This is a genomic window from Photobacterium piscicola, from assembly GCF_046058925.1.
In the GTDB taxonomy this organism is placed as follows: domain Bacteria; phylum Pseudomonadota; class Gammaproteobacteria; order Enterobacterales; family Vibrionaceae; genus Photobacterium; species Photobacterium piscicola.
This window is the reverse complement of sequence record NZ_CP175534.1, coordinates 1,903,801-1,923,280: the sequence shown is the minus strand read 5'-3', so window position 1 is coordinate 1,923,280 and position 19,480 is coordinate 1,903,801. Positions and strand designations below refer to the sequence as shown.

General features: G+C 37.2%; 16 protein-coding genes and 1 pseudogene. 7 read left to right on the top strand and 10 right to left on the bottom strand.

The window, feature by feature from the left end; all coding sequences use genetic code 11:
• The first annotated feature begins 3 nt into the window (after positions 1-3).
• The 5 genes and pseudogenes from ACJZU6_RS09235 (at position 4) to ACJZU6_RS09215 (ending at position 5,685) form a co-directional block, all read left to right on the top strand.
• Entirely contained in the window at positions 4-2,100 is a 2,097-nt protein-coding gene (locus ACJZU6_RS09235) for an ATP-binding protein (protein WP_408900148.1), read from the top strand.
• 410 nt (positions 2,101-2,510) lie between these two features.
• Positions 2,511-3,629: pseudogene (locus ACJZU6_RS09230) on the top strand (ISNCY family transposase); the annotation flags it as partial.
• A 486-nt stretch (positions 3,630-4,115) separates the two neighbouring features.
• Positions 4,116-4,910 (top strand): transcriptional regulator, encoded by a 795-nt coding sequence (locus ACJZU6_RS09225; protein WP_408900147.1) that lies wholly within the window; start codon positions 4,116-4,118, stop codon positions 4,908-4,910.
• Positions 4,900-5,319: a hypothetical protein gene (locus tag ACJZU6_RS09220; protein WP_327768884.1), complete on the top strand. Its 420-nt coding sequence runs from the start codon at positions 4,900-4,902 to the stop codon at positions 5,317-5,319. Before ACJZU6_RS09225 ends, ACJZU6_RS09220 begins: the two co-directional genes overlap by 11 nt.
• A 120-nt stretch (positions 5,320-5,439) precedes the next feature.
• A complete protein-coding gene (locus ACJZU6_RS09215) occupies positions 5,440-5,685 on the top strand; it encodes a hypothetical protein (RefSeq protein ID WP_080157448.1) in 246 nt (81 codons plus the stop codon).
• 34 nt (positions 5,686-5,719) lie between these two features.
• Here the strand turns inward: ACJZU6_RS09215 and ACJZU6_RS09210 are convergent, their stop codons facing one another.
• From ACJZU6_RS09210 to matP, 3 genes are all read right to left on the bottom strand, one after another.
• A complete protein-coding gene (locus ACJZU6_RS09210) occupies positions 5,720-6,121 on the bottom strand; it encodes a PPC domain-containing DNA-binding protein (RefSeq protein ID WP_080157449.1) in 402 nt (133 codons plus the stop codon).
• A 64-nt stretch (positions 6,122-6,185) separates the two neighbouring features.
• A complete protein-coding gene (locus tag ACJZU6_RS09205; RefSeq protein ID WP_080157450.1) occupies positions 6,186-6,491 on the bottom strand; it encodes a DUF3634 family protein in 306 nt (101 codons plus the stop codon).
• Between the two features lie 66 nt (positions 6,492-6,557).
• Positions 6,558-7,019 (bottom strand): macrodomain Ter protein MatP, encoded by a 462-nt coding sequence (matP, locus tag ACJZU6_RS09200; protein WP_080157452.1) that lies wholly within the window; start codon positions 7,017-7,019, stop codon positions 6,558-6,560.
• A 196-nt stretch (positions 7,020-7,215) separates the two neighbouring features.
• On the opposite strand from matP, the gene ACJZU6_RS09195 reads away from it, so the two are divergent.
• Both ACJZU6_RS09195 and fabA read left to right on the top strand, forming a co-directional pair.
• Positions 7,216-8,931: an AAA family ATPase gene (locus tag ACJZU6_RS09195; RefSeq protein ID WP_408900146.1), complete on the top strand. Its 1,716-nt coding sequence runs from the start codon at positions 7,216-7,218 to the stop codon at positions 8,929-8,931.
• Positions 8,932-8,999: 68 nt separating this feature from the next.
• Positions 9,000-9,515 (top strand): 3-hydroxyacyl-[acyl-carrier-protein] dehydratase FabA, encoded by a 516-nt coding sequence (gene fabA, locus ACJZU6_RS09190; RefSeq protein ID WP_045029019.1) that lies wholly within the window; start codon positions 9,000-9,002, stop codon positions 9,513-9,515.
• 371 nt (positions 9,516-9,886) lie between these two features.
• Here fabA and rmf read toward each other — a convergent pair whose 3' ends face one another.
• The 7 genes from rmf to pyrD form a co-directional block, all read right to left on the bottom strand.
• Complete coding sequence (rmf, locus tag ACJZU6_RS09185) at positions 9,887-10,060, bottom strand: ribosome modulation factor (RefSeq protein ID WP_036794667.1); 174 nt, start codon at positions 10,058-10,060, stop codon at positions 9,887-9,889.
• A gap of 171 nt (positions 10,061-10,231) precedes the next feature.
• Positions 10,232-12,286: a DUF3466 family protein gene (locus ACJZU6_RS09180; RefSeq protein WP_408900145.1), complete on the bottom strand. Its 2,055-nt coding sequence runs from the start codon at positions 12,284-12,286 to the stop codon at positions 10,232-10,234.
• The gene (locus ACJZU6_RS09175; protein WP_080157457.1) at positions 12,286-14,220 is read right to left on the bottom strand and encodes an ABC transporter ATP-binding protein; all 1,935 of its coding nucleotides are present in this window, start codon (positions 14,218-14,220) and stop codon (positions 12,286-12,288) included. The genes ACJZU6_RS09180 and ACJZU6_RS09175 overlap by 1 nt, the downstream gene beginning before the upstream one ends.
• 6 nt (positions 14,221-14,226) lie before the next feature.
• On the bottom strand, positions 14,227-14,487 hold the full coding sequence (locus tag ACJZU6_RS09170; protein WP_080157458.1) for a glutaredoxin family protein: 261 nt from the start codon (positions 14,485-14,487) through the stop codon (positions 14,227-14,229).
• Positions 14,488-16,626, bottom strand: a complete 2,139-nt coding sequence (gene rlmKL, locus ACJZU6_RS09165; RefSeq protein WP_107275857.1) for a bifunctional 23S rRNA (guanine(2069)-N(7))-methyltransferase RlmK/23S rRNA (guanine(2445)-N(2))-methyltransferase RlmL — start codon at positions 16,624-16,626, stop codon at positions 14,488-14,490. It lies immediately after the preceding gene.
• 943 nt (positions 16,627-17,569) lie between these two features.
• Complete coding sequence (locus tag ACJZU6_RS09160) at positions 17,570-18,112, bottom strand: cell division protein ZapC (protein ID WP_408900144.1); 543 nt, start codon at positions 18,110-18,112, stop codon at positions 17,570-17,572.
• Between the two features lie 217 nt (positions 18,113-18,329).
• Positions 18,330-19,340, bottom strand: coding sequence for a quinone-dependent dihydroorotate dehydrogenase (gene pyrD / locus ACJZU6_RS09155; RefSeq protein WP_107275859.1), 1,011 nt, complete (start codon positions 19,338-19,340; stop codon positions 18,330-18,332).
• Between the last annotated feature and the right edge of the window lie 140 nt (positions 19,341-19,480).

Below are 19,480 nucleotides of genomic sequence, written 5' to 3'. Positions count from 1 at the left end.
ATTATGATTAGTAGTGATTCAGAAAAACTACAAGAAACATTATTAGATCTTCAGCGTACCCAAGAACGAGAAACACAATTACGAATAGAGAATGCGGCTATTCTAGAAGGTGTTTCTGCAATGGCTGGCGCCAATAATAAACGACAAGTATTTAATAGCTTATTAGAAGTATTAAGAAAGTTCATTGCCTTTGATAATGCAATAGTTTTAACGCGTGACGACGAAGCATCTGATTTACAAGTATTAATGAGTACAGTAACGGCCCTTGATTTAAGTCATTGGCAAGTAAGCAGCACCTTTAATCGCTGCATAAACGGAGAATGTATTGCTTTATATTCACCTAAAGACATTGAAGAATTTAAAAATAAAAGTCCTGATTTATTAAATATTTGTCATTCTAGTTTAATCACTGGCGTAAAAATCAGCTCAGGCGATGCGATGATCATTCTTATGAGCTGTGAAAAAGGGCATTTCACATCAAGTTGTCGTCGGGTTCTTAATAGATTCAGACCATTACTTGAACGAGCGATTATAGATATTGATTACCGTGAACGATTACAGTCATTAGTGACCGCCAGGACTCAAGAATTAATTCATAGTCAGCAACGATTTAAAGATTTTGCACGTACGGTTGGTGATTGGTTCTGGGAAATTGATACAGACTATAAATTTAGCTATATTTCGGCCCCTCAAATTGCTAACCATTTAATAGATAAAGATAATATATTAGATTTTTTTGGTGACCATGAAGATTTCAAGCAAAAATTTCGAACACAATTACAGCAAAATAAATCGTTTGAAGATCTTGAATGGCAATTATTTATTGATGAAAAAGAACAATGGCTAAGTTTTAGTGGAACACCTTACTATAGTAAGCATGGTGTATTACTGGGCTATCGTGGTACGGTAAAGAATATTACTGTAAGGAAAAAACGGCTATTTGATTTACAGCAAGCCCGCCAACAAGCAGAAGCGGCTAACAAAGCTAAATCACAATTTATCGCTATGATGAGCCATGAAATACGCACTCCATTAAATGCTGTATTAGGTTTAATGGATATGTTGTCGTCATCAGGTTTGGAAAATGAGCAACAACAATGGCTAGGGCAAATGGAGCAATCAGCACATTTACTGTTAACCATTATCAATGACATCCTTGATTTATCACGTATTGAATCAGGCAGTTTTGAGTTGTTCAACAGTAATATAAATCTTTCTAATAGTATTGTTTTAGTAAAGAACCAACTTCAACCAGAGGCTAATAAAAAAGGCATACTCCTTGAATGTAATATTTCTAAATCAATTCCTGAATACATTTTTGCCGATAAGAATCGAATTATTCAAATCATGTTTAATCTCATTGGTAATGCGATTAAATTTACAGATGACGGTTCAGTTAAAATTGTGGCCAATAAAATAGATAACGATATTGAAATTTCTGTTTTTGATACCGGAATTGGTATTGCAGAAGATGCTCAAGAAAATCTATTTCATCCATTTCATCAAGCAGATGGTAGCATCACTCGTAAGTATGGTGGTACAGGATTAGGGTTAACGATCAGTCAGCTATTGATTAAAAAAATGCATGGCAACATTACACTTAATAGCCAATTGGGTGTTGGCAGTTGTTTTAAAATAATCTTTCCAATTAATCCAGCCATTGATCAGATTGCGAGTTTAACGACTGATAAGTTAACACATTCAACACGGCCTCTAGATATATTACTTGCAGAAGACAGTCCAACTAATCAGTTAGTCGCTAAATTAATGCTAGAGCGTCGAGGACATAAGATTACCATAACCAATCATGGGCAAGAAGCCGTTTTAAAACTGTTACAGTGTCACAAAACGTATGATTTAGTGCTTATGGATATCTCAATGCCAGTTTTAGATGGGTTAGAAGCAACAAAACACATCAGAAAGCTCAATATTAACATTCCAATCGTTGCTTTAACGGCAAATGCAATGCAAAGCGATCAATTTCTTTATCAGCAAGCTGGTATGAATGGTTTTTTAGCCAAACCAATACAGCCTGAAGAGCTAGATTTAATGTTAGAGAAATACCAAAATCTGAAATCTATTAGCAAAGTATCTTCATAAACGATTATTGACAGACGAACTAAACGGACAATTTTAATGGTTGTCCGTTTTTTTGGTTTTTGATCTATGAGTAATTAATACTTAATTTAAGTACCAAGCAAAATGAACATGTGCGGCAGTATTTAAATTAAGTGTTAATTACCTATTTTATGGTAAATAGCCAATACTGTTAAATAGCAGGTTTTGTTGATAAAGCACAAGATAGAGAGGAGTACTTAAACGTAGGTTCATACAATATAGCATCAGATACTGAACATTTAATATCGTATTTAACATAATATACATAATGCGCACTGATGTTGTAAGTCCCATTTAGAAATGTCCGGTTTGAACCCGTTAGAAATGTCATGTTGAACTATCTTCAGATCATAGGTTTTGCTATGAACTGGAATCAATAAATGTTGCTCACTATGACTGAAAATGAATTAAGCCGAATCAACGTTATTCAAGATGTTTGTGATAAACAAATTACTGGTGTTGAAGCTGCCCGTCGACTTAACTTGAGTTGTCGTCAAGTATCACGATTAGTAAAACGCTTTACTCAGTTCGGTGCTGGCGGATTACTTTCACAACAACGCGGCGTGCCAAGTAATCATCGTTATGATGATAATCATAGGCTGCGTATTTTAAATCTCATCCACGAATATTATTCAGACTTCGGACCCACGTTAGCACGTGAAAAATTGATTGAACGTCACAATATTAAAATTGGATTAGAAACCTTACGCCAATGGATGATCGCTGATGGCTTTTGGGTACCACATTTCAAACGTAAGCCTCGTGTTTATCAACCTCGTCATCGTCGTGATTGTTATGGTGAGTTAATTCAGATAGATGGCTCACATCATGATTGGTTTGAAGGCCGCAGTAACAAATGTTGTTTGTTGGTTTTCATTGATGATGCCACCGGCACAAACTGATGAACTTACGGTTTAGCGAAACAGAATCTGCGTTTGATTACATGGTCGCCACGCGTGAATATGTTGAACACCATGGCAAACCCACTGCTTTTTATAGTGATCGGCATGCGGTATTTCATGTCAGTAAACGGGATGTAAAAACCAACCGTATGACTCAGTTTGGTCGTGTATTGCATGACTTAAACATTGAATTGATTTGCGCAAACAGCTCTCAAGCCAAAGGTCGTGTTGAGCGTGCCAACAAAACCTTACAAGATCGCTTAGTCAAAGAAATGCGTTTACAACACATTGATAATATTGAACAAGCTAATGCGTGGCTCCCCGACTTTATCACTGATTTTAACCACCGTTTTGCTAAAGCTGCTCAATATCCTAAAGACATGCATCGGCCATTACGTGAATCTACAGATGAATTACACGATATTTTTGCATGGCAAGAACCAAGAAAAGTATCAAAGTCACTGACATTTCAATACGACAAAGTTATCTATTTAATTGATCCAACCGAAGAAAATCAACGATTTGTGCATCAAGTTATTAACGTTCTAGATCGCCCAGATGGTACTATCCGCAATCCAATATGGTCATCGAAATTGGTTTTTAAGATGTTTGAAAAATGCCTAACTTCCCTGCTTTATAATCTTAGCTTTATCACTATAGCTTATTTAACACTATTTTTATCGTAATCAACATCCATTGATTAAGGCAGAATTCAACAAAATATATCAGTCTCTATGAATAATATCCCCTTTTATTGCCTATTTTTAGCCATAAAAAACCAGCGTTTTGCTCTTCGTATTTAAATTTTCTGCACTATCAGTACCATAAAATATAAGTTATCTTGCATTAATCAGGCAGGAAATTAACATTTACGATAAAAATACTTAGATTTAAGACAATAATGTATAGATTATCTTTTAAAGAGAATAAATCATGTCGAAGAGTTATAGGTTTTATGATAGTTATGCCCGTTTCACAATTGCATATTTAGCGGTTTTGTATAGAATACTAAGACACTGTCTCTACTTTGATATTGTGTATTTGATGACAATTTAGTTATTGTTTTATAGCTAAAACTGATAGATAAGAATAAAAATGAACGATGAAGTAAACGGCGGTTGTAAACGTCTTGGGCGTTTCGATGTTGATTTTGCACGTAGAACCATAACGCGGATTAGTGATGGTGCTTTTATTAAAGCATCACGATCGGAAACCTTAATTTTCACTCTTCTTGCTGAAGCTGCTAATAATACAATATATAGAGAAGTTTTATTAGCTGAATGCTGGCAAGGTAAAATTGTTACCAATAATTCATTAACGGTTGCAATTAAAAATTTACGTACTGCCTTTACTAAAATTGGTGAACATAAAATAATAACAACGGAGCCTAAATTAGGTTACTGTATTCGGCAAACAGCACTGATTGACGATGGTTCTCACCCTCCGAAAAATAATGTTGTAAGTAATGAAGACAAAAATATACATGTAATAAATGAAACTCAACCTATTGTTAATTTAGAAAAAAAAGAAAATTTGATTCATCAAGAATTAGATGATGTGACCGTTAAAAAAACACGTAGTCGCAATATTAAACTTCTTGATATTATTATTGGCCTTGCTTTTTTCTTTACTACATTAATAATTTGTTATCGTTTTTTGTTTTTTGTTGATACAACTTCTGTTGAGGGCTTACCTGTTATTTATAATGGTATTGATTTACCTAAGCCAGTACAGAATGCAATATTACAGAATGATAATAGCAGTATAAGCCAATGGTATGCCTTCCCGATGAGTAAAGGATGTAATTATTATCAATTGTTTAGCATAAGTAATGGCCATTTTGTTGATTTCTCATCAACCGTTAAACAGGAAATTTGTAGTGTTAAATAAAGCGCTTATTGGCATTATTAGTGCGATTGTTTTTTTATTAATCCAAGCAATTATCAGCTCGGTAAATACGAAAGCTACATATGAGTTTTCAACAAAAAATAATAACGCTACACAAGATACATTACAGTTAACATTAAATGATGGTCATGCATCAATGGTGATTTCACGAAAATGTAGTACGAATAATTATTATTCTAGTCATTTTAATGGTTTATTTCTACGATTCCAAAATCATTATTACTTATTAGGAATGGAACATTTAGATAATAATAATTCACAATTAATGTTTAGTAACTTTTTTATAGATTCATTGCGTTCTGGTGATGCTATTTATATATCACGCTCTCCTTTCTCTTGTCAAAACACGGATTTCTCAGAGATTTTAATAGGCAAAAGAACAATAAGTTAGAGTATTGAAGCCATCGAGAGGTGGCTTTTTTATAAGACATATTAAAAGTTATAGTGCATTAGAATAAAAGGTTCACTGATTACTATCTTCTTGATATTATTAATAACAAAAGGAGTATCTATGGCAATTACAATTAGAGATATCGATCAGCATTATTACATGATTGAAGCATTAAAATCTCTGACAGAAACAAATGTAACAACAAAGGCATTAATTAAGGGTGGTTATTTAGCCGTTGAAATAGGTGAAAAATTAGAACAAGAAACAATTCTACGATTAAAAGCAGAAAATGAACTAGCTGAATTAAAAGAAAAAATAGCCTTTTTTATTCAAAGTAAAGAAGCATTAATGAAATCTATTAGATAACAATTACAGCCCAAGAATGCATCACTTGGGCTAATTAGTTATTGTTCGATATAACCAATTCATCAAACCCAGTTTGACGATCATATTCACACTCAAATCTTAAATTATTATATTCAATCATACAGAGCTCTGCGGTATAAGACACTATACAACCAGGAACTAAATGACCACCATATACCCGCCCTTCACCATTAGCTACAGATATATGTATATGAACATGTTTAGGTGTTAATGTTCCAGACAAAGATATAATTTCTAATGGTCCATCGAGATGTAATATTTTTTGCTCATTTGCTAATCTGATTTTAGCTTGAGATAAACAACCAACACCTGTTAATAATGAACCAGATTGTATCTTATTTAATTGAATAAATTCTAATAGTGAATGACGTAGATCATCCCCTTTTAATAATCGTTTTGCGTAAGGAGTTATCATTTTAAACCTTATTTAAATAAAAAACGCACCGTTAATGATAGCGTTTTTTATTTAAAATCCACATTTACGCTCTTTTTCCACGTTTAGATGTAGATACATTATGAGGGAAAACATTTTTTATACGTTGTTTTACTTTTTGTGGAATTGTATTTGAAAAATCTAATTTGGTAGCAAATCGTGTTTTATATACTTTTACACGTCCAGAAAATGGGGTTTTATGGGCAATATCTCGACACGCAGTTTGAAATCCCGTAGGTACTTGCCCTTTTGTCTTGATAAGATCACCATCTTTAAACTCTAGTACCATTATAGGTCGATCTTTAAATACAAGAAAAATGACCACAACAGCTAATAAAAGAACATATTCCATTACACACTCCTTAATAATAAAGTTTAGCTTGAAAGAAAAGCCCCAACGACTTTATCAAAAAGTATATTATTCAAAAGAATCTGAATTAAGTAGTTGGTTAAGATCATTCTTCAAATTTGAAACGGTTTTACTTGCTTGTTCGGTTCGAGAGCTTTCACTGATCAAGTATTCGATTGTGTCTGATAACGTTGAACCTAACTCTTGTGATTTTTCAGCTAATTTTTCCCAAACGCGATAATCCAGATCAATCGATTTCTTTTTGGTATGCGTCTGTTCAGAATTAAAATGTCGCTTTCGTTTGGCTCTAATGGCTTGTTTTAGTTTATTTTCTAAACTATTCGCCATATTATTATTAATCCACTCGATAACCTTGGTTGGTTCATGCTCAATCGCAAGCAAGGTTTGTATTGCTGCGTCAGCTTCACTTTGATCAATAAAGCTTGTTATTGCCTCTCCTTCTTTCCATTTTTTCACCAAATAAGTCCATTTCCAACCTGCTTCAAGGTTCTCAAGTTGCTGATATTTCATAGGATTGATAATTCTCAAACTATTTAGGTTAACTGTTACAGTGTAACTCTTGATCGGTAAAATGACAATCAATTCTCTTAATATTAAGTCGGCTTAATATTGAAATTTAAATATAGACGATAAGTGTCTATTATGAGCCCTTTGATTGCTTTATACTGCACATCTTTATCACAGTAACAATAGAAATCATAAATTTATGCATGAAGAATCTTGGCGTAACATGTTTCCAGATTACAGCCCGTATCAGCACGTATTAGATCAATATGATGATCTAGAACCTACTCTGGTCGGCATCCTTCAGTCTCGCTTGTCAGATGCTATACGCCGCTTCACCGCGATGAATTTACAGCCACGCATTCTACGCATTACAGCTTCTGATAACACGTTATATCGTGATTACATTATTGAATTGCTAAAAAAAAGTATTAATAAATCAAGTGTAAATAATGGAAACACTGTAGAACAACCCATCATCATTGCTGGTGACAACGTCACTCATGAGAAGTTATTTGGCGCAGTTTATCCGGCTAAAGACGGTGAAACACAACCACAATTAAAACACGGTCTACTTCATCAAGCCCATAACGGTTACCTTGTTTTATCTATTACAGCCATTTTAAGTGATCCTAGCTTATGGCCACAGTTAAAAAATGTTCTGATGGATGGCCAACTTGAATGGCAACCTATCACGAATAAACGTCTCTATGAAATACCAGTATCAGAAACAGTTAACGTTAAGCTTATAATTATAGGCGAACGTTATCTCATGGCTGAGCTTGATGCTGCTGAGCCGGATTTAAGTGATGGTATGGCAATGTATGGTGAATTTGAGCAAGATCTATTGCTTAATGAAGCAACGCTGACCGATTACATCAGTTATGTTAAAGGTATTAGCCAATACTATAACTTACCAGCTCTTGCTGACTCAGATGCGATCCATGCTTTATTACTGGCAGGTGCTCGCCACGCAGAAGATCAAACACGTTTACCTTTATGTCCATTATGGCATTTAAATTTACTGTCAGAAGCATCAGTCGAATCAGAAGGCAAGCCTATTACTGCGGGTAACATTAAAGCGTCGTTAAGGGCAAAAGAATACCGCGAGTCATATTTACCTGAACGTGCTATTGCAGATATTCATCATGGCCAAGTATTAATTGCCACTGAAGGCGAAGAAATTGGTCAGGTAAATGGCTTAACTGTTGTTGAAATGCCAGGACACCCGAGCGCTTATGGCGAACCGGCTCGTATTTCATGTGTGGTCCACTTTGGTGATGGTGATATTACTGACGTTGAACGAAAAGTTGAACTTGGCGGTAATATTCACGCAAAAGGCATGATGATTATGCAAGCCTTTGTTGCGACAGCACTCGATTTAGATCAAGCGCTTCCCTACTCTGCGTCGATTGTTTTTGAACAATCCTATTCAGAAGTTGATGGTGATAGCGCATCATTAGCTGAACTTTGTGCATTAATGTCTGCATTATCATTGCAACCGATTAATCAAGAGATTGCAGTGACTGGTGCTGTTGACCAATTTGGTCGTGTACAAGCGGTTGGCGGTATCAACCAAAAGATTGAAGGCTTCTATAAGGTTTGTGTTCATCGTGGCCTTACTGGCAATCAGGGTGTGATTTTACCGCATACGAATCTATCTAGTCTTTGCTTAAACGACGAAGTGATTGAAGCAATTAAAGCGAAACAATTCCATGTTTGGGCGGTAAATAATGTTGATGAGGCAATCCCTCGTCTTACAAATAAAGCGTTCCGCAGTGAAAATGAGGACGACGAAACTATCCTCTCTTTAATTGAAGAACGCATCGATTATTTCCACCATGGTGACCTTTCAAGTGAGATTGGTATTGTGAATCGACTTCGATTAATGATATCCAACTGGTTGGGCCAGAACTGATCCGAGTTGTTTAGCGTACACGTGTAAGCTAAATTGCTTGCATACTTTTGAAGGAGTAAATGATTCTAATGACACGCCAGAATTCTTATACACACGAAGAACTAGTTGCATGTGGTAAAAGCGAGCTATACGGTCCTGAATTTCCATCACTACCAGTAGATAATATGCTGATGATTGACCGTGTTGTGAATATCTCTGCAGAAGGTGGAGACCACGGCAAAGGGTTTATCCATGCGGAATTAGATATCAATCCTGATCTATGGTTCTTTAACTGCCACTTTATCGGTGATCCAGTAATGCCAGGTTGTCTTGGCTTAGATGCTATGTGGCAACTTGTTGGTTTCTTCCTTGGCTGGTCTGGCGGTGAAGGTAAAGGCCGTGCACTTGGTGTAGGTGAAGTTAAATTTACAGGCCAAGTACTACCAACAGCTAAAAAAGTCACTTACGATATTCAGCTTAAACGTGTTATTAATCGTAAGCTTATTATGGGTGTTGCGGATGGTCGCGTACTTGTTGATGGCAAAGAAATCTATGTTGCTAAAGATCTTAAAGTAGGTCTATTCAAAGATACCGATAACTTCTAATTCGATTAGAAGTTAACATATTAAAGCTCTGAAGTTTTCTTCAGGGCTTTTTTTTTACCCGTTTTATACTGATGAACAATATTTAATATTCTATCGCATCCACCAGCAATTACCTCAAGCAATTACCTCAAGCAATTACCTCAAGCAATTACCTCAAGCAATTACCTCAAGCAATACTTCTACAAATATACTGTCTTTCAACATTAATGCTAGCTAATTTAAACTCCACCAGCAATAAATCAAAAATAGATAGCTTATTGTGCAAGAGTAATCATCAACGCCACGCAAAAATGATAGCAATAATACTTGTTATAATAAAAAGCCCCTTCTCCTAAGGGGCCTCAGAAAGGTTAACCATGAGGGAGGTTATCTTATTTATAGAGACCTTGTTGCATTTCCTCTCTTGCGTCTCGCCAACCGCCTAACCAATTCGTACGGGCGTCAGTACCGTTGTACGGACAATCATCTGTAGAACGGCCATTCAAACCGGCTTGATAACCTCGAGCTTGTGCGCGTTCTAAACGATCCCGCTTTTGTCTCTTCATAGTTCGATCCTCATCCTTATCTGTTTGGTACTTTTCATTACAATAAAGTAATGACGGAGTGTTATGACTCCTTTATTAAAAATGGGTCAAATTCTAAAATTGATCAAGCTCAAAAACAAAACGGGCCCACAAATTGTGAGCCCGTTGCAATTAAACAATTTAATTAAAAAATTATTTTCTTCTTCTGAAACCAATAAAGCCTAACGCTGTCAAAGCTAAAATACCTAGTGAGCCACCAGAACGCTTCAACGGTTCATCTTCATCTTTTACACGAGGTTGAATATCATTAGCGGTTGCATTTGCATTAGGCACTAGCTTAACGATGACACGTTGCTCTGTACCATTACAGTGTGCAAGGTTACTAAGATTCGCATAGCCACCTTGACAGTAATAAGCAGTTGCCGCAATTACACCCGCATTATTAACACCAGTCGCGTCTAAAATACGGTATGAGTTTGCTACAGAACCCGCACCAGCATTTGGATCATTAGTTAGGTCATCAAGCATCCACGCTTTATTTGGAGCAAGTACAACCTCACCATTGGCATTCTTAATAACAGAATTATTTGTCATATAAGTAAATGCGCGATGACGTGCTTCTTTACCTTTACTTGCTTCAATATCAACCCAGCCTACAACTTGATCATTATCATTGACTGCAGCTGCATTACTGTTTGAATCTTTGAAGAAAATAGCGGGAGCTAGATCATCAAAAAACTGCGCTTTACTTTGTCCTGCTTTGTAAACGAATGCACGTTGTGGCTTTTCACCATTACCTTTTGCATCACCTACAATTACAGACTTATTGTTAACGCCATTTGCCATAGTGTAAGTAAAGTCACGATCATCACCTGGCTTAATATCTAATCCAGGAATTAAAGTACGTGTCCATGACGTTAAATCAGCCGATTTTGGAGTAAAATATGCTGCTTGTATTGCGTAAAAGTCATCTCTAACATCTGTTGTTGAATAACCAACAGCAATTGGAGCACCATTAGTATCCAGTGCTACCGCTTGAGCAGATGCTTGGAATGATAATGCGTCATTGTCTTTATCAATAACAGCTAAACCATCACGATTATCACCGCTACCCGCCGTAATGGCATGAGATGTTACAGTCCCATCGGTATCCACCAGCCAATATGCAGCTTCGTTTGCAAACGTACTAAACTGACATTCCCAATTTGCATACAGATTATCTGATGACTTAATTGCACATTGCTTCATTGTGTTAAAATTTAGCGGATGTGAGCCATTATTTAAAATATCATCAGAGCTTGGTAATTTATTATCATCTTCACGATCTTTACCATCACTATCTTTAGCAAAGAAACTAGGCGCATAAGACGATGAACCAACAACAAGTAACTTACCGTCAGTCATAGCAACAGCATCATTAGCCTGTGTTTGTCCCATATTTGAAACAAGCGCATTTGATGTAGTTACAGGCGCTAATTGAACAGACTCACCGTTAGTATTAACAAAACCGCGCTTTTCAAATGCGCGAGGCATACCAGAGCCATTCTTAAATAATGACGATGACGTAATACCGTAAACAAAATTAGTTCCTACAGCGCCCTTTACAAGCGTGTCTGTAGTGTCGGCAATAATATTACCAAGGTTTGCTTTTTGAGTACCATCGTATTTTGTAGCATCAGTAGCAAAAGAATCTACAGCTTCACCATTCAATAAGCCTTGAGCATTAGAATGGTAACTGTATACCCAAGCGGCTAACTTTTTCTGTAAGCCACCGATGCCTTGGCCATTCCATTCGTCATCATCAGTGTATTTCAGACCAAAAAACTGACTTTCAGCCCAAACATCACAAGTGCCATAACCTAAGTAATCATCACAATAGCGGCGTAATTCATATTGATTAACGATTTCTTGGCTATTTTGATTATACGGCGTTACATCTGCAATCGGTGTACCTTCTGTACCACGACGAGCAACACCTGTAACAGTGTAATCATCAACAGCACACTCAGTACCTGTAAAACAGTTAGCATTCTCAGCTGATGGCTTAATACCCGTACTTGATACAGTGATCGGCGTACTGTTTGCGTTAGCTTGAGCTTCTGCAAAATAATCTTGATTCGCAAGTTGCTTAACGCCGGCACTATCAGCATTTGCAACAGGTACAACAGTATATACAGCAGCACTCGCTTGTGATGCCCCTGCAATTAAAATAGCAAGTGTAGAAAGCTTTAACATCTTATGTGGCATTAGGATTCCTTTTGCATCGCGTCCAGCTCTTCCCATCGTTCAAAAGCTACTTCAAATTCTTCTTCAAGCTTAGCTAAAGCTGTTAGCGTCGCTTGAGTATCTTTTTTCGGATCCGAGAAAAACGCAGGATCATTAACTTGCTCCTGCAATGTTGCGATTTCATTCTCTAAGTCTTCAATTTTTTGCGGTAAGCCTGCTAGCTCATGTTGAAGCGTAAAAGATAACTTCTTACCTGCACGTTTAGGTGTTGCTTGTTGCTGCTTTTGTTCTTGATCTGCTTTTTTCTTTTTTGCTAATTCAATTTGAGCAGCCTGCTCTTTTGCTTGATTTGCATAAGAATTAGCACGCTGAGATTGGGCATCATGGTAACCGCCAACGTATTCGTTAACAACGCCATCGCCTTCAAAAATCCAGCTTGTCGTCACAGTATTATCAACAAATTGACGATCGTGACTGACTAAAAGCAATGTCCCTTGATAATTGGCAAGAATATCTTCTAAAAGTTCCAATGTTTCGATATCTAAATCGTTTGTTGGTTCATCGAGAACCAATAAATTATTAGGTTTAAGGAACAATTTTGCGAGTAACAAACGGTTTTTCTCACCACCAGACAGTGCTTTAACCGGTGTACGGGCACGACGAGGATGGAATAAGAAATCTTGTAGGTAACCTAATGCATGACGCGTCTTACCATTAATGGTCACTTCCTGCTTACCATCAGCAAGGTTATCCATTACCGTTTTCTCTGGATCTAAAATTTCACGGTATTGGTCAAAGTAAGCCACTTCAAGCTTAGTACCACAATGGAAGTTACCTTCTGTTGCTTGTAATTTATCAAGCATCACTTTAATCAGCGTACTCTTACCACAACCGTTAGGACCAATCAGTGCAATACGATCGCCACGCATAACATTAAAGCTAAAGTCTTTAACGATTTGCTTCTCACCATAACTATACCCGATATTTTTAGCTTCAAAGACAATCTTACCTGAACGGTTAGCATCTTGTAGCTGCATATCAGCCTTACCTACAACGTCACGACGTTCACTGCGCTCATTACGTAATGCTTTAAGCGCACGGACACGACCTTCATTACGGGTACGACGAGCTTTGATACCTTGACGAATCCATACTTCTTCTTGCGCTAGTTTCTTATCAAATAATGCGTTTTGTTCTTCTTCTACACGTAATAGTTCAGTTTTAGCATCTAAGTAAGCTTCATAGTCACCAGGGAAAGACACTAATTGACCACGATCTAAATCGATAATACGTGTTGCCATTGAACGAATGAATGCACGGTCGTGAGAAATAAAGATAATTGAACCACGGAAATCTTTTAGGAAACCTTCAAGCCATTCAATCGTTGTTACATCAAGGTGGTTTGTTGGCTCATCCAATAAAAGGATATCAGGATCACATACAAGCGCACGAGCAAGTGCCGCTTTACGTTGCCAACCACCAGAAAGGTCAGTTAACAATGTATGTGGTTCTAATTTTAAACTTTCTAGTACAGCGGCAATGCGTGTATCAAGCTGCCAACCATTATGGTGATCAACTTGTTCTTGAATGCGTGCTAGCTTATTAATATTTGCTTCACTAGGATCTTCTGTCACTAAATCTAACTGGTGGTGATATTCTCGTAATACACGACCGGCGTCAGCAAGACCTTCAGCAACATAATCAAATACTGAACCTTCAGCATTACGTGGTGGATCTTGCTCTAAGCGCGAAACCACCAGCTCGTTTTGACGTTGAATGCTACCGTCATCAAGTAATACCTCACCAGCAATCACTTTCATTAATGTTGATTTGCCTGCGCCATTACGACCAACAAGACAAACACGCTCATGAGAATGAAGAAGAAATTCTGCTTTATCGAGTAAAGCATGATCGCCATAGGCTAGTTGGGCGTTACTGATTTTAATTAGTGCCATCTTTTTTTAACCAAGCTCATTAGTAGTTAACCATGCTGTTAACCTATTCCGATCAAACGGCCAATGAAGTTCTGGCTTCGAAATAGTGTGATCATCATGATTTGAAATTGAGAGTACGGGTATTGTTACACCGTAACGAGAGAATAAAGCATCGTCAAAGGCAATATCAACGATGCTTACTTGATGCTGCACACCCATCTCCACCAGCAAACCATAAGCCTGCTCGCAGAGATGACATCCTTGTGTGCTATAAAGTGTTATTAACACTTAGTCTTCCTTGTGAGTGATAATCCAACAGTTATGGATTTGCTTATTCTTAGCGAAATCAAGTGGTAAAGTCTTATCTGAAATGTTCTTAGCTTGTAGGCCAAGTTCAGTCAGTTTTTCAAGATCCATCTTGAAGTGACGCTTATTGTTAGAGAATACAATCTGTCCTTCTGGACGCAGCATACGCTTTAAGTTTTCCATTAACATGATGTGATCACGTTCAATGTCAAACGTCTGCTTCATACGCTTAGAGTTTGAGAACGTTGGTGGATCGATAAAAATCAGATCAAACGTATCATCAACTTCTTGTAGCCACTGGAGACAATCAGCTTGAACAAACTCATGTTGATCACCTACTTGGTTATTAAGCTCCATGTTCTCTTGAGCCCAACGCAAGTAAGTATTCGACATATCAACCGTTGTTGTCGACTTAGCACCGCCGACTGCTGCATGAACCGTTGCAGAACCAGTGTAAGCAAACAAGTTAAGGAAATCTTTACCTGCTGCCATTTTACCTAGCATACGACGTGTAATACGGTGATCTAAGAATAAACCAGTATCAAGGTAATCATAAAGATTCACTTTAAACTTAATACCGTATTCATCCACTGTCATGTGACGTTCTGCACTTGATAGCTTTTGGTATTGATTACGACCTTTTTGACGCTCACGTACTTTTAAAATAACTTTATTTGGCTCAACACCTGTTACTTCAATCGTGGCACGTAATACATCCATAATACGACGACGCGCGGTTTCTTCAGAAACCGTCTTTGGTGCTGCGTATTCTTGAATGATAAGGTAATCATTGTATTTATCGATAGCCGCATTGTAGTTAGGAAGATCTGCATCATAAATACGGTAACACTCAACGCCTTCACGTTTAGCCCACTTACCTAACTTAGCAATATTCTTCTTCAAACGGTTGGCAAAATCAGGTGCTACGTCTTCTTGAACAATAACGCCTTCTTTTTCGCCGTCTTCTTTCTTAACACTACCTGCCGTAATTAAGTATGTCTTAAGTACACAATCTAATGCACCGTTACTTAATTTAAATTGTTTGTCTGCACGCATACGCATACAACTTAGCAATTCATTTGAACCTGAGTAGATAGCCGCAACTGAACCTTCAAAGGCAAGTTTTAAACGGTTACCAAACTCTTTGTACAATGAGATAAGTTCAGATGTTGTACCTAAACGCTCACCGTAAGGAGGGTTACAAAGAATGATGCCAGTATCAAAGCCTTCTGGGCGAATCAGTTGTGTTGCATCACCATAGGCAAAATCAATCAAACTCTTCACACCAGCACGACCCGCGTTATCACGAGCAATCGCTAATACACGTTGATCCATTTCACGACCAAAGAACTTTGTGGTTACTTTTGCAGGACCACGACGCGCTTTCACTGTCGCTTCAGCATGAATCTCTAACCATGCTTCTTTGTCAAAGTCTTTAATTGACTCAAAACCCCAGCGCTTGCGTTTAAGGCCAGGGGCAATGTCAGCAGCCATCATAGCGGCTTCAATCACTAACGTACCAGAACCACACATTGGATCTAACAATGCAGTTTCTGGTGTCCAGCCACTTTTCATCACTAATGCCGCAGCATGAGTTTCACGAAGAGGTGCGCGACCGGCTTCGCTACGGTAACCACGTTGGTGTAAACCGCTGCCTGCCATATCTAGGCCAAGGATACCTTTCTCACCAGAAAGACGCATATGAATACGTAGATCTGGATTTTCACGATCGATATTAGGGCGACGAAGATCCGCTTTAGTAAAACGGTCAACAATCGCATCTTTGATTTTCATCGCACCGTATTGGCTATTACGAATTTCACGGTTAGTACCATTGAAATCAACCACAATACGGGTATTGCTATCAAAGTGGCTCATCCAATTAATCGCCGTTGCACCTAAGTATAAGTCCATATCATCACGGACATTAAACTCACTCAACACTTGGATGATTCGAGAGGAAATACGAGTCCATAGACAGCAACGATAAGCCATTGCTTGATCTGCTTTAAAACGGACACCGGCATGCACAACTTGAATGTTTTGTGCACCTAATTGTTCTAGTTCATCCGCAAGCAAGTTTTCTAGGCCGCGGGAAGTAATCGCTAAATATTGATTCATGGCGTTCTTTTCACACTAATATTGCGTCGAATTATAACTGAAATCACATTAAATACCTCGTTTTTACCACAATCAATTTCCTAATTAGATGAAAAAACCAGCCTTTGATAACTGATAGGCCTTTTAACCTCGTTTTTTGAACACAAATTCAGCGCATCTTTTTACTAGTAGATCATTCACCCTATCAAAAACAGCATTAACCCCTCACGGAAACAATATAGCTCACCTCAACCATTTATTATTAAACAAAATACTAAAAAAACAATTGTGCTCACACAAAGACAATTCCTAGGGTATTGATTAATAAAAGTATAACAAGCAAAAAACCACATTAAAATAATAAATACCACATCGAATCAAAACACCATAGTTACGTAAAACCGACCAAAAGGAATAATTGGAATAATTTAACTTACTCTTTTGCAACCACAAGGTTGGTGTTTTTAAAATAAGGAAATTAACAGATAAATAATGAGGTTGTTTGTAACAATATAGAGCGATTATTTGGCTATTAGTCGTCTCTATATTGCTCATTTTTCACACTCAAATGATCATTTTTTTGACATAGATCACACAGCTATTGATACTCATATCACTTTTTTGGCGCAATTTAATTAAAACCACCAGCACACTAATAAGGTAATAGGTAAATAAGAGCAAGACTATATCGCTAAATATATAAGCCAATATAGCTATATTAAGAAATTAAGAAATTATGGTTTGTAGGTAGGACGGTATAACAAACACCGATTGAAAATAACCAAGCTGATAACAGTGATAAAAATATAAACAAAGCAGGAAGAGTAAAAAGAGATAGGATCAGGTTATTATTATATCAATGAATAAGGCATGTTATTACGTGAGGATAACTTCGAAAATAGGTGATAAAGCATGTTACAAACAGCTGACTAAAGCAGATAGAGAATAACGAAATAACTATTCCCTACCCTACTAAAGCAAAGTTCATTGACTTAGAGCCTAAATAAGACGTCATTCGATTATTCATCACACGGATCGTATCAGAAAAGCTCATTACTTTATTATTATCTAATGCCATGGGTGTCACATCAGCTAACATACAAAGGCTTGAATTACCGTCATTTTCAATAACAATAAACCGAGCACAGTCATGCTCAGTTTGCAACATAACCACTTCACCCCAATGAGGATCAGCCCCAGCTTGCGGCGTAAAGAACCAACTTTTAGCCATTATCGGTTTTTGAAAACGATACGTTGCTACGGCATTTAGTGCCAGTTCAGACTTACGCGCTTCAGATAGTGATAACTCATCCATCCCTTCTTTAAACGCTTGGTAAGCAGCAACATCGGTTACCGTAAAGACTTGCTTTAATGTTGATCTAGCTTCTTCAACTAATTTTTTTGTTGGTATAGAAACACAAAATAATAATTCATTGCCAAGATCGAGCATCAATGTATTGCGCTTTATATCAAACCGCCAGTGCCAAGAATTGTTTGGAGTTAGCATGGATCCCTCGCTCTCTTACTCTGTATCAACGATTATAGATAAAATTTTACGTCACAGATGACAAATTAAAAGGGGAAAAATGATGACAATATTTCATCATTAATTATGTAGTTTTATTAATTTTTTAATTTGTAGATATAAAAAAGCCAAATTGAATGCATGATCCAATTTGGCTTATCAATAAATATCGTATGATGGATGGGCTTAGCTGTTTATATTAAAGGCCGTTAACAATGTCTTTTACTAAACGTGGACCATGGTAAATAAAGCCAGTATAAACTTGAACCAATTGCGCACCAGCTTGGATTTTTTCACGAGCAGACATTGCAGAATCAATACCCCCCACACCAATAATCGGTAATGCACCATTCAACGCAATTGCCATTTTACGAATAACGTCAGTACTCTTATTTTGTAATGGACGGCCACTTAAGCCTCCCATTTCATCACAATGATCCATACCTTCAACTAAGGTACGATCTAATGTGGTATTAGTACCAATAACGCCATCAATATTATTGCGAATGAGTGATTCACAAACTTGAACAATTTCTTGATCATCAAGATCAGGGGCGATCTTAAGTGCTAGCGGTACATACTTGCCATGTAATTCAGCTAGCTCAGTTTGTTTGTGTTTTAGCTGTGATAATAAATCATCTAATGCTTCGCCATATTGTAGCGAACGTAATCCTGGTGTGTTTGGTGATGAGATGTTGACGGCAATATAACCTGCATACTGATAAACTTTTTCCATGCAGATTAAATAGTCTTCAGCACCCTTTTCAATCGGTGTATCTTTATTCTTACCGATATTAATACCAATCACACCGTCATAAGTCGACTTCTTAACATTCTCAACTAAATTATCGACACCGAGGTTATTAAAACCAAAACGGTTAATAATACCTTCAGCAGGAATCAAGCGGAATAAACGCGGCTTATCATTACCCGACTGAGGGCGAGGTGTTACAGTACCAACTTCAACAAAACCAAATCCCATTGCGCCAAATGCATCAATACATTCGCCATTCTTATCTAGGCCAGCCGCTAGACCGACAGGATTTTTAAACGTAATACCCATAACTTCAACAGGACGCTCAGGAACATGTTGACGATAAAAGAGATCAAGTGGAGTACCAGTAAAGCGAGAAAAATTCTGAATAGCGAGGTCGTGTGCTTTTTCTGCATCCAACTGGAAAATAGCGGATCGTGCGATGCGATATAACATTATAACTCCATTAAAAATCCCGTATAAACGGGGTGGTATTATTCACAGTTATAAGGCTAAATACAATCCCTATTCATTTGATTATTATCAATAAAACATGGACTTATATTTTATATCAATATTTACAATGGCTTATGAGT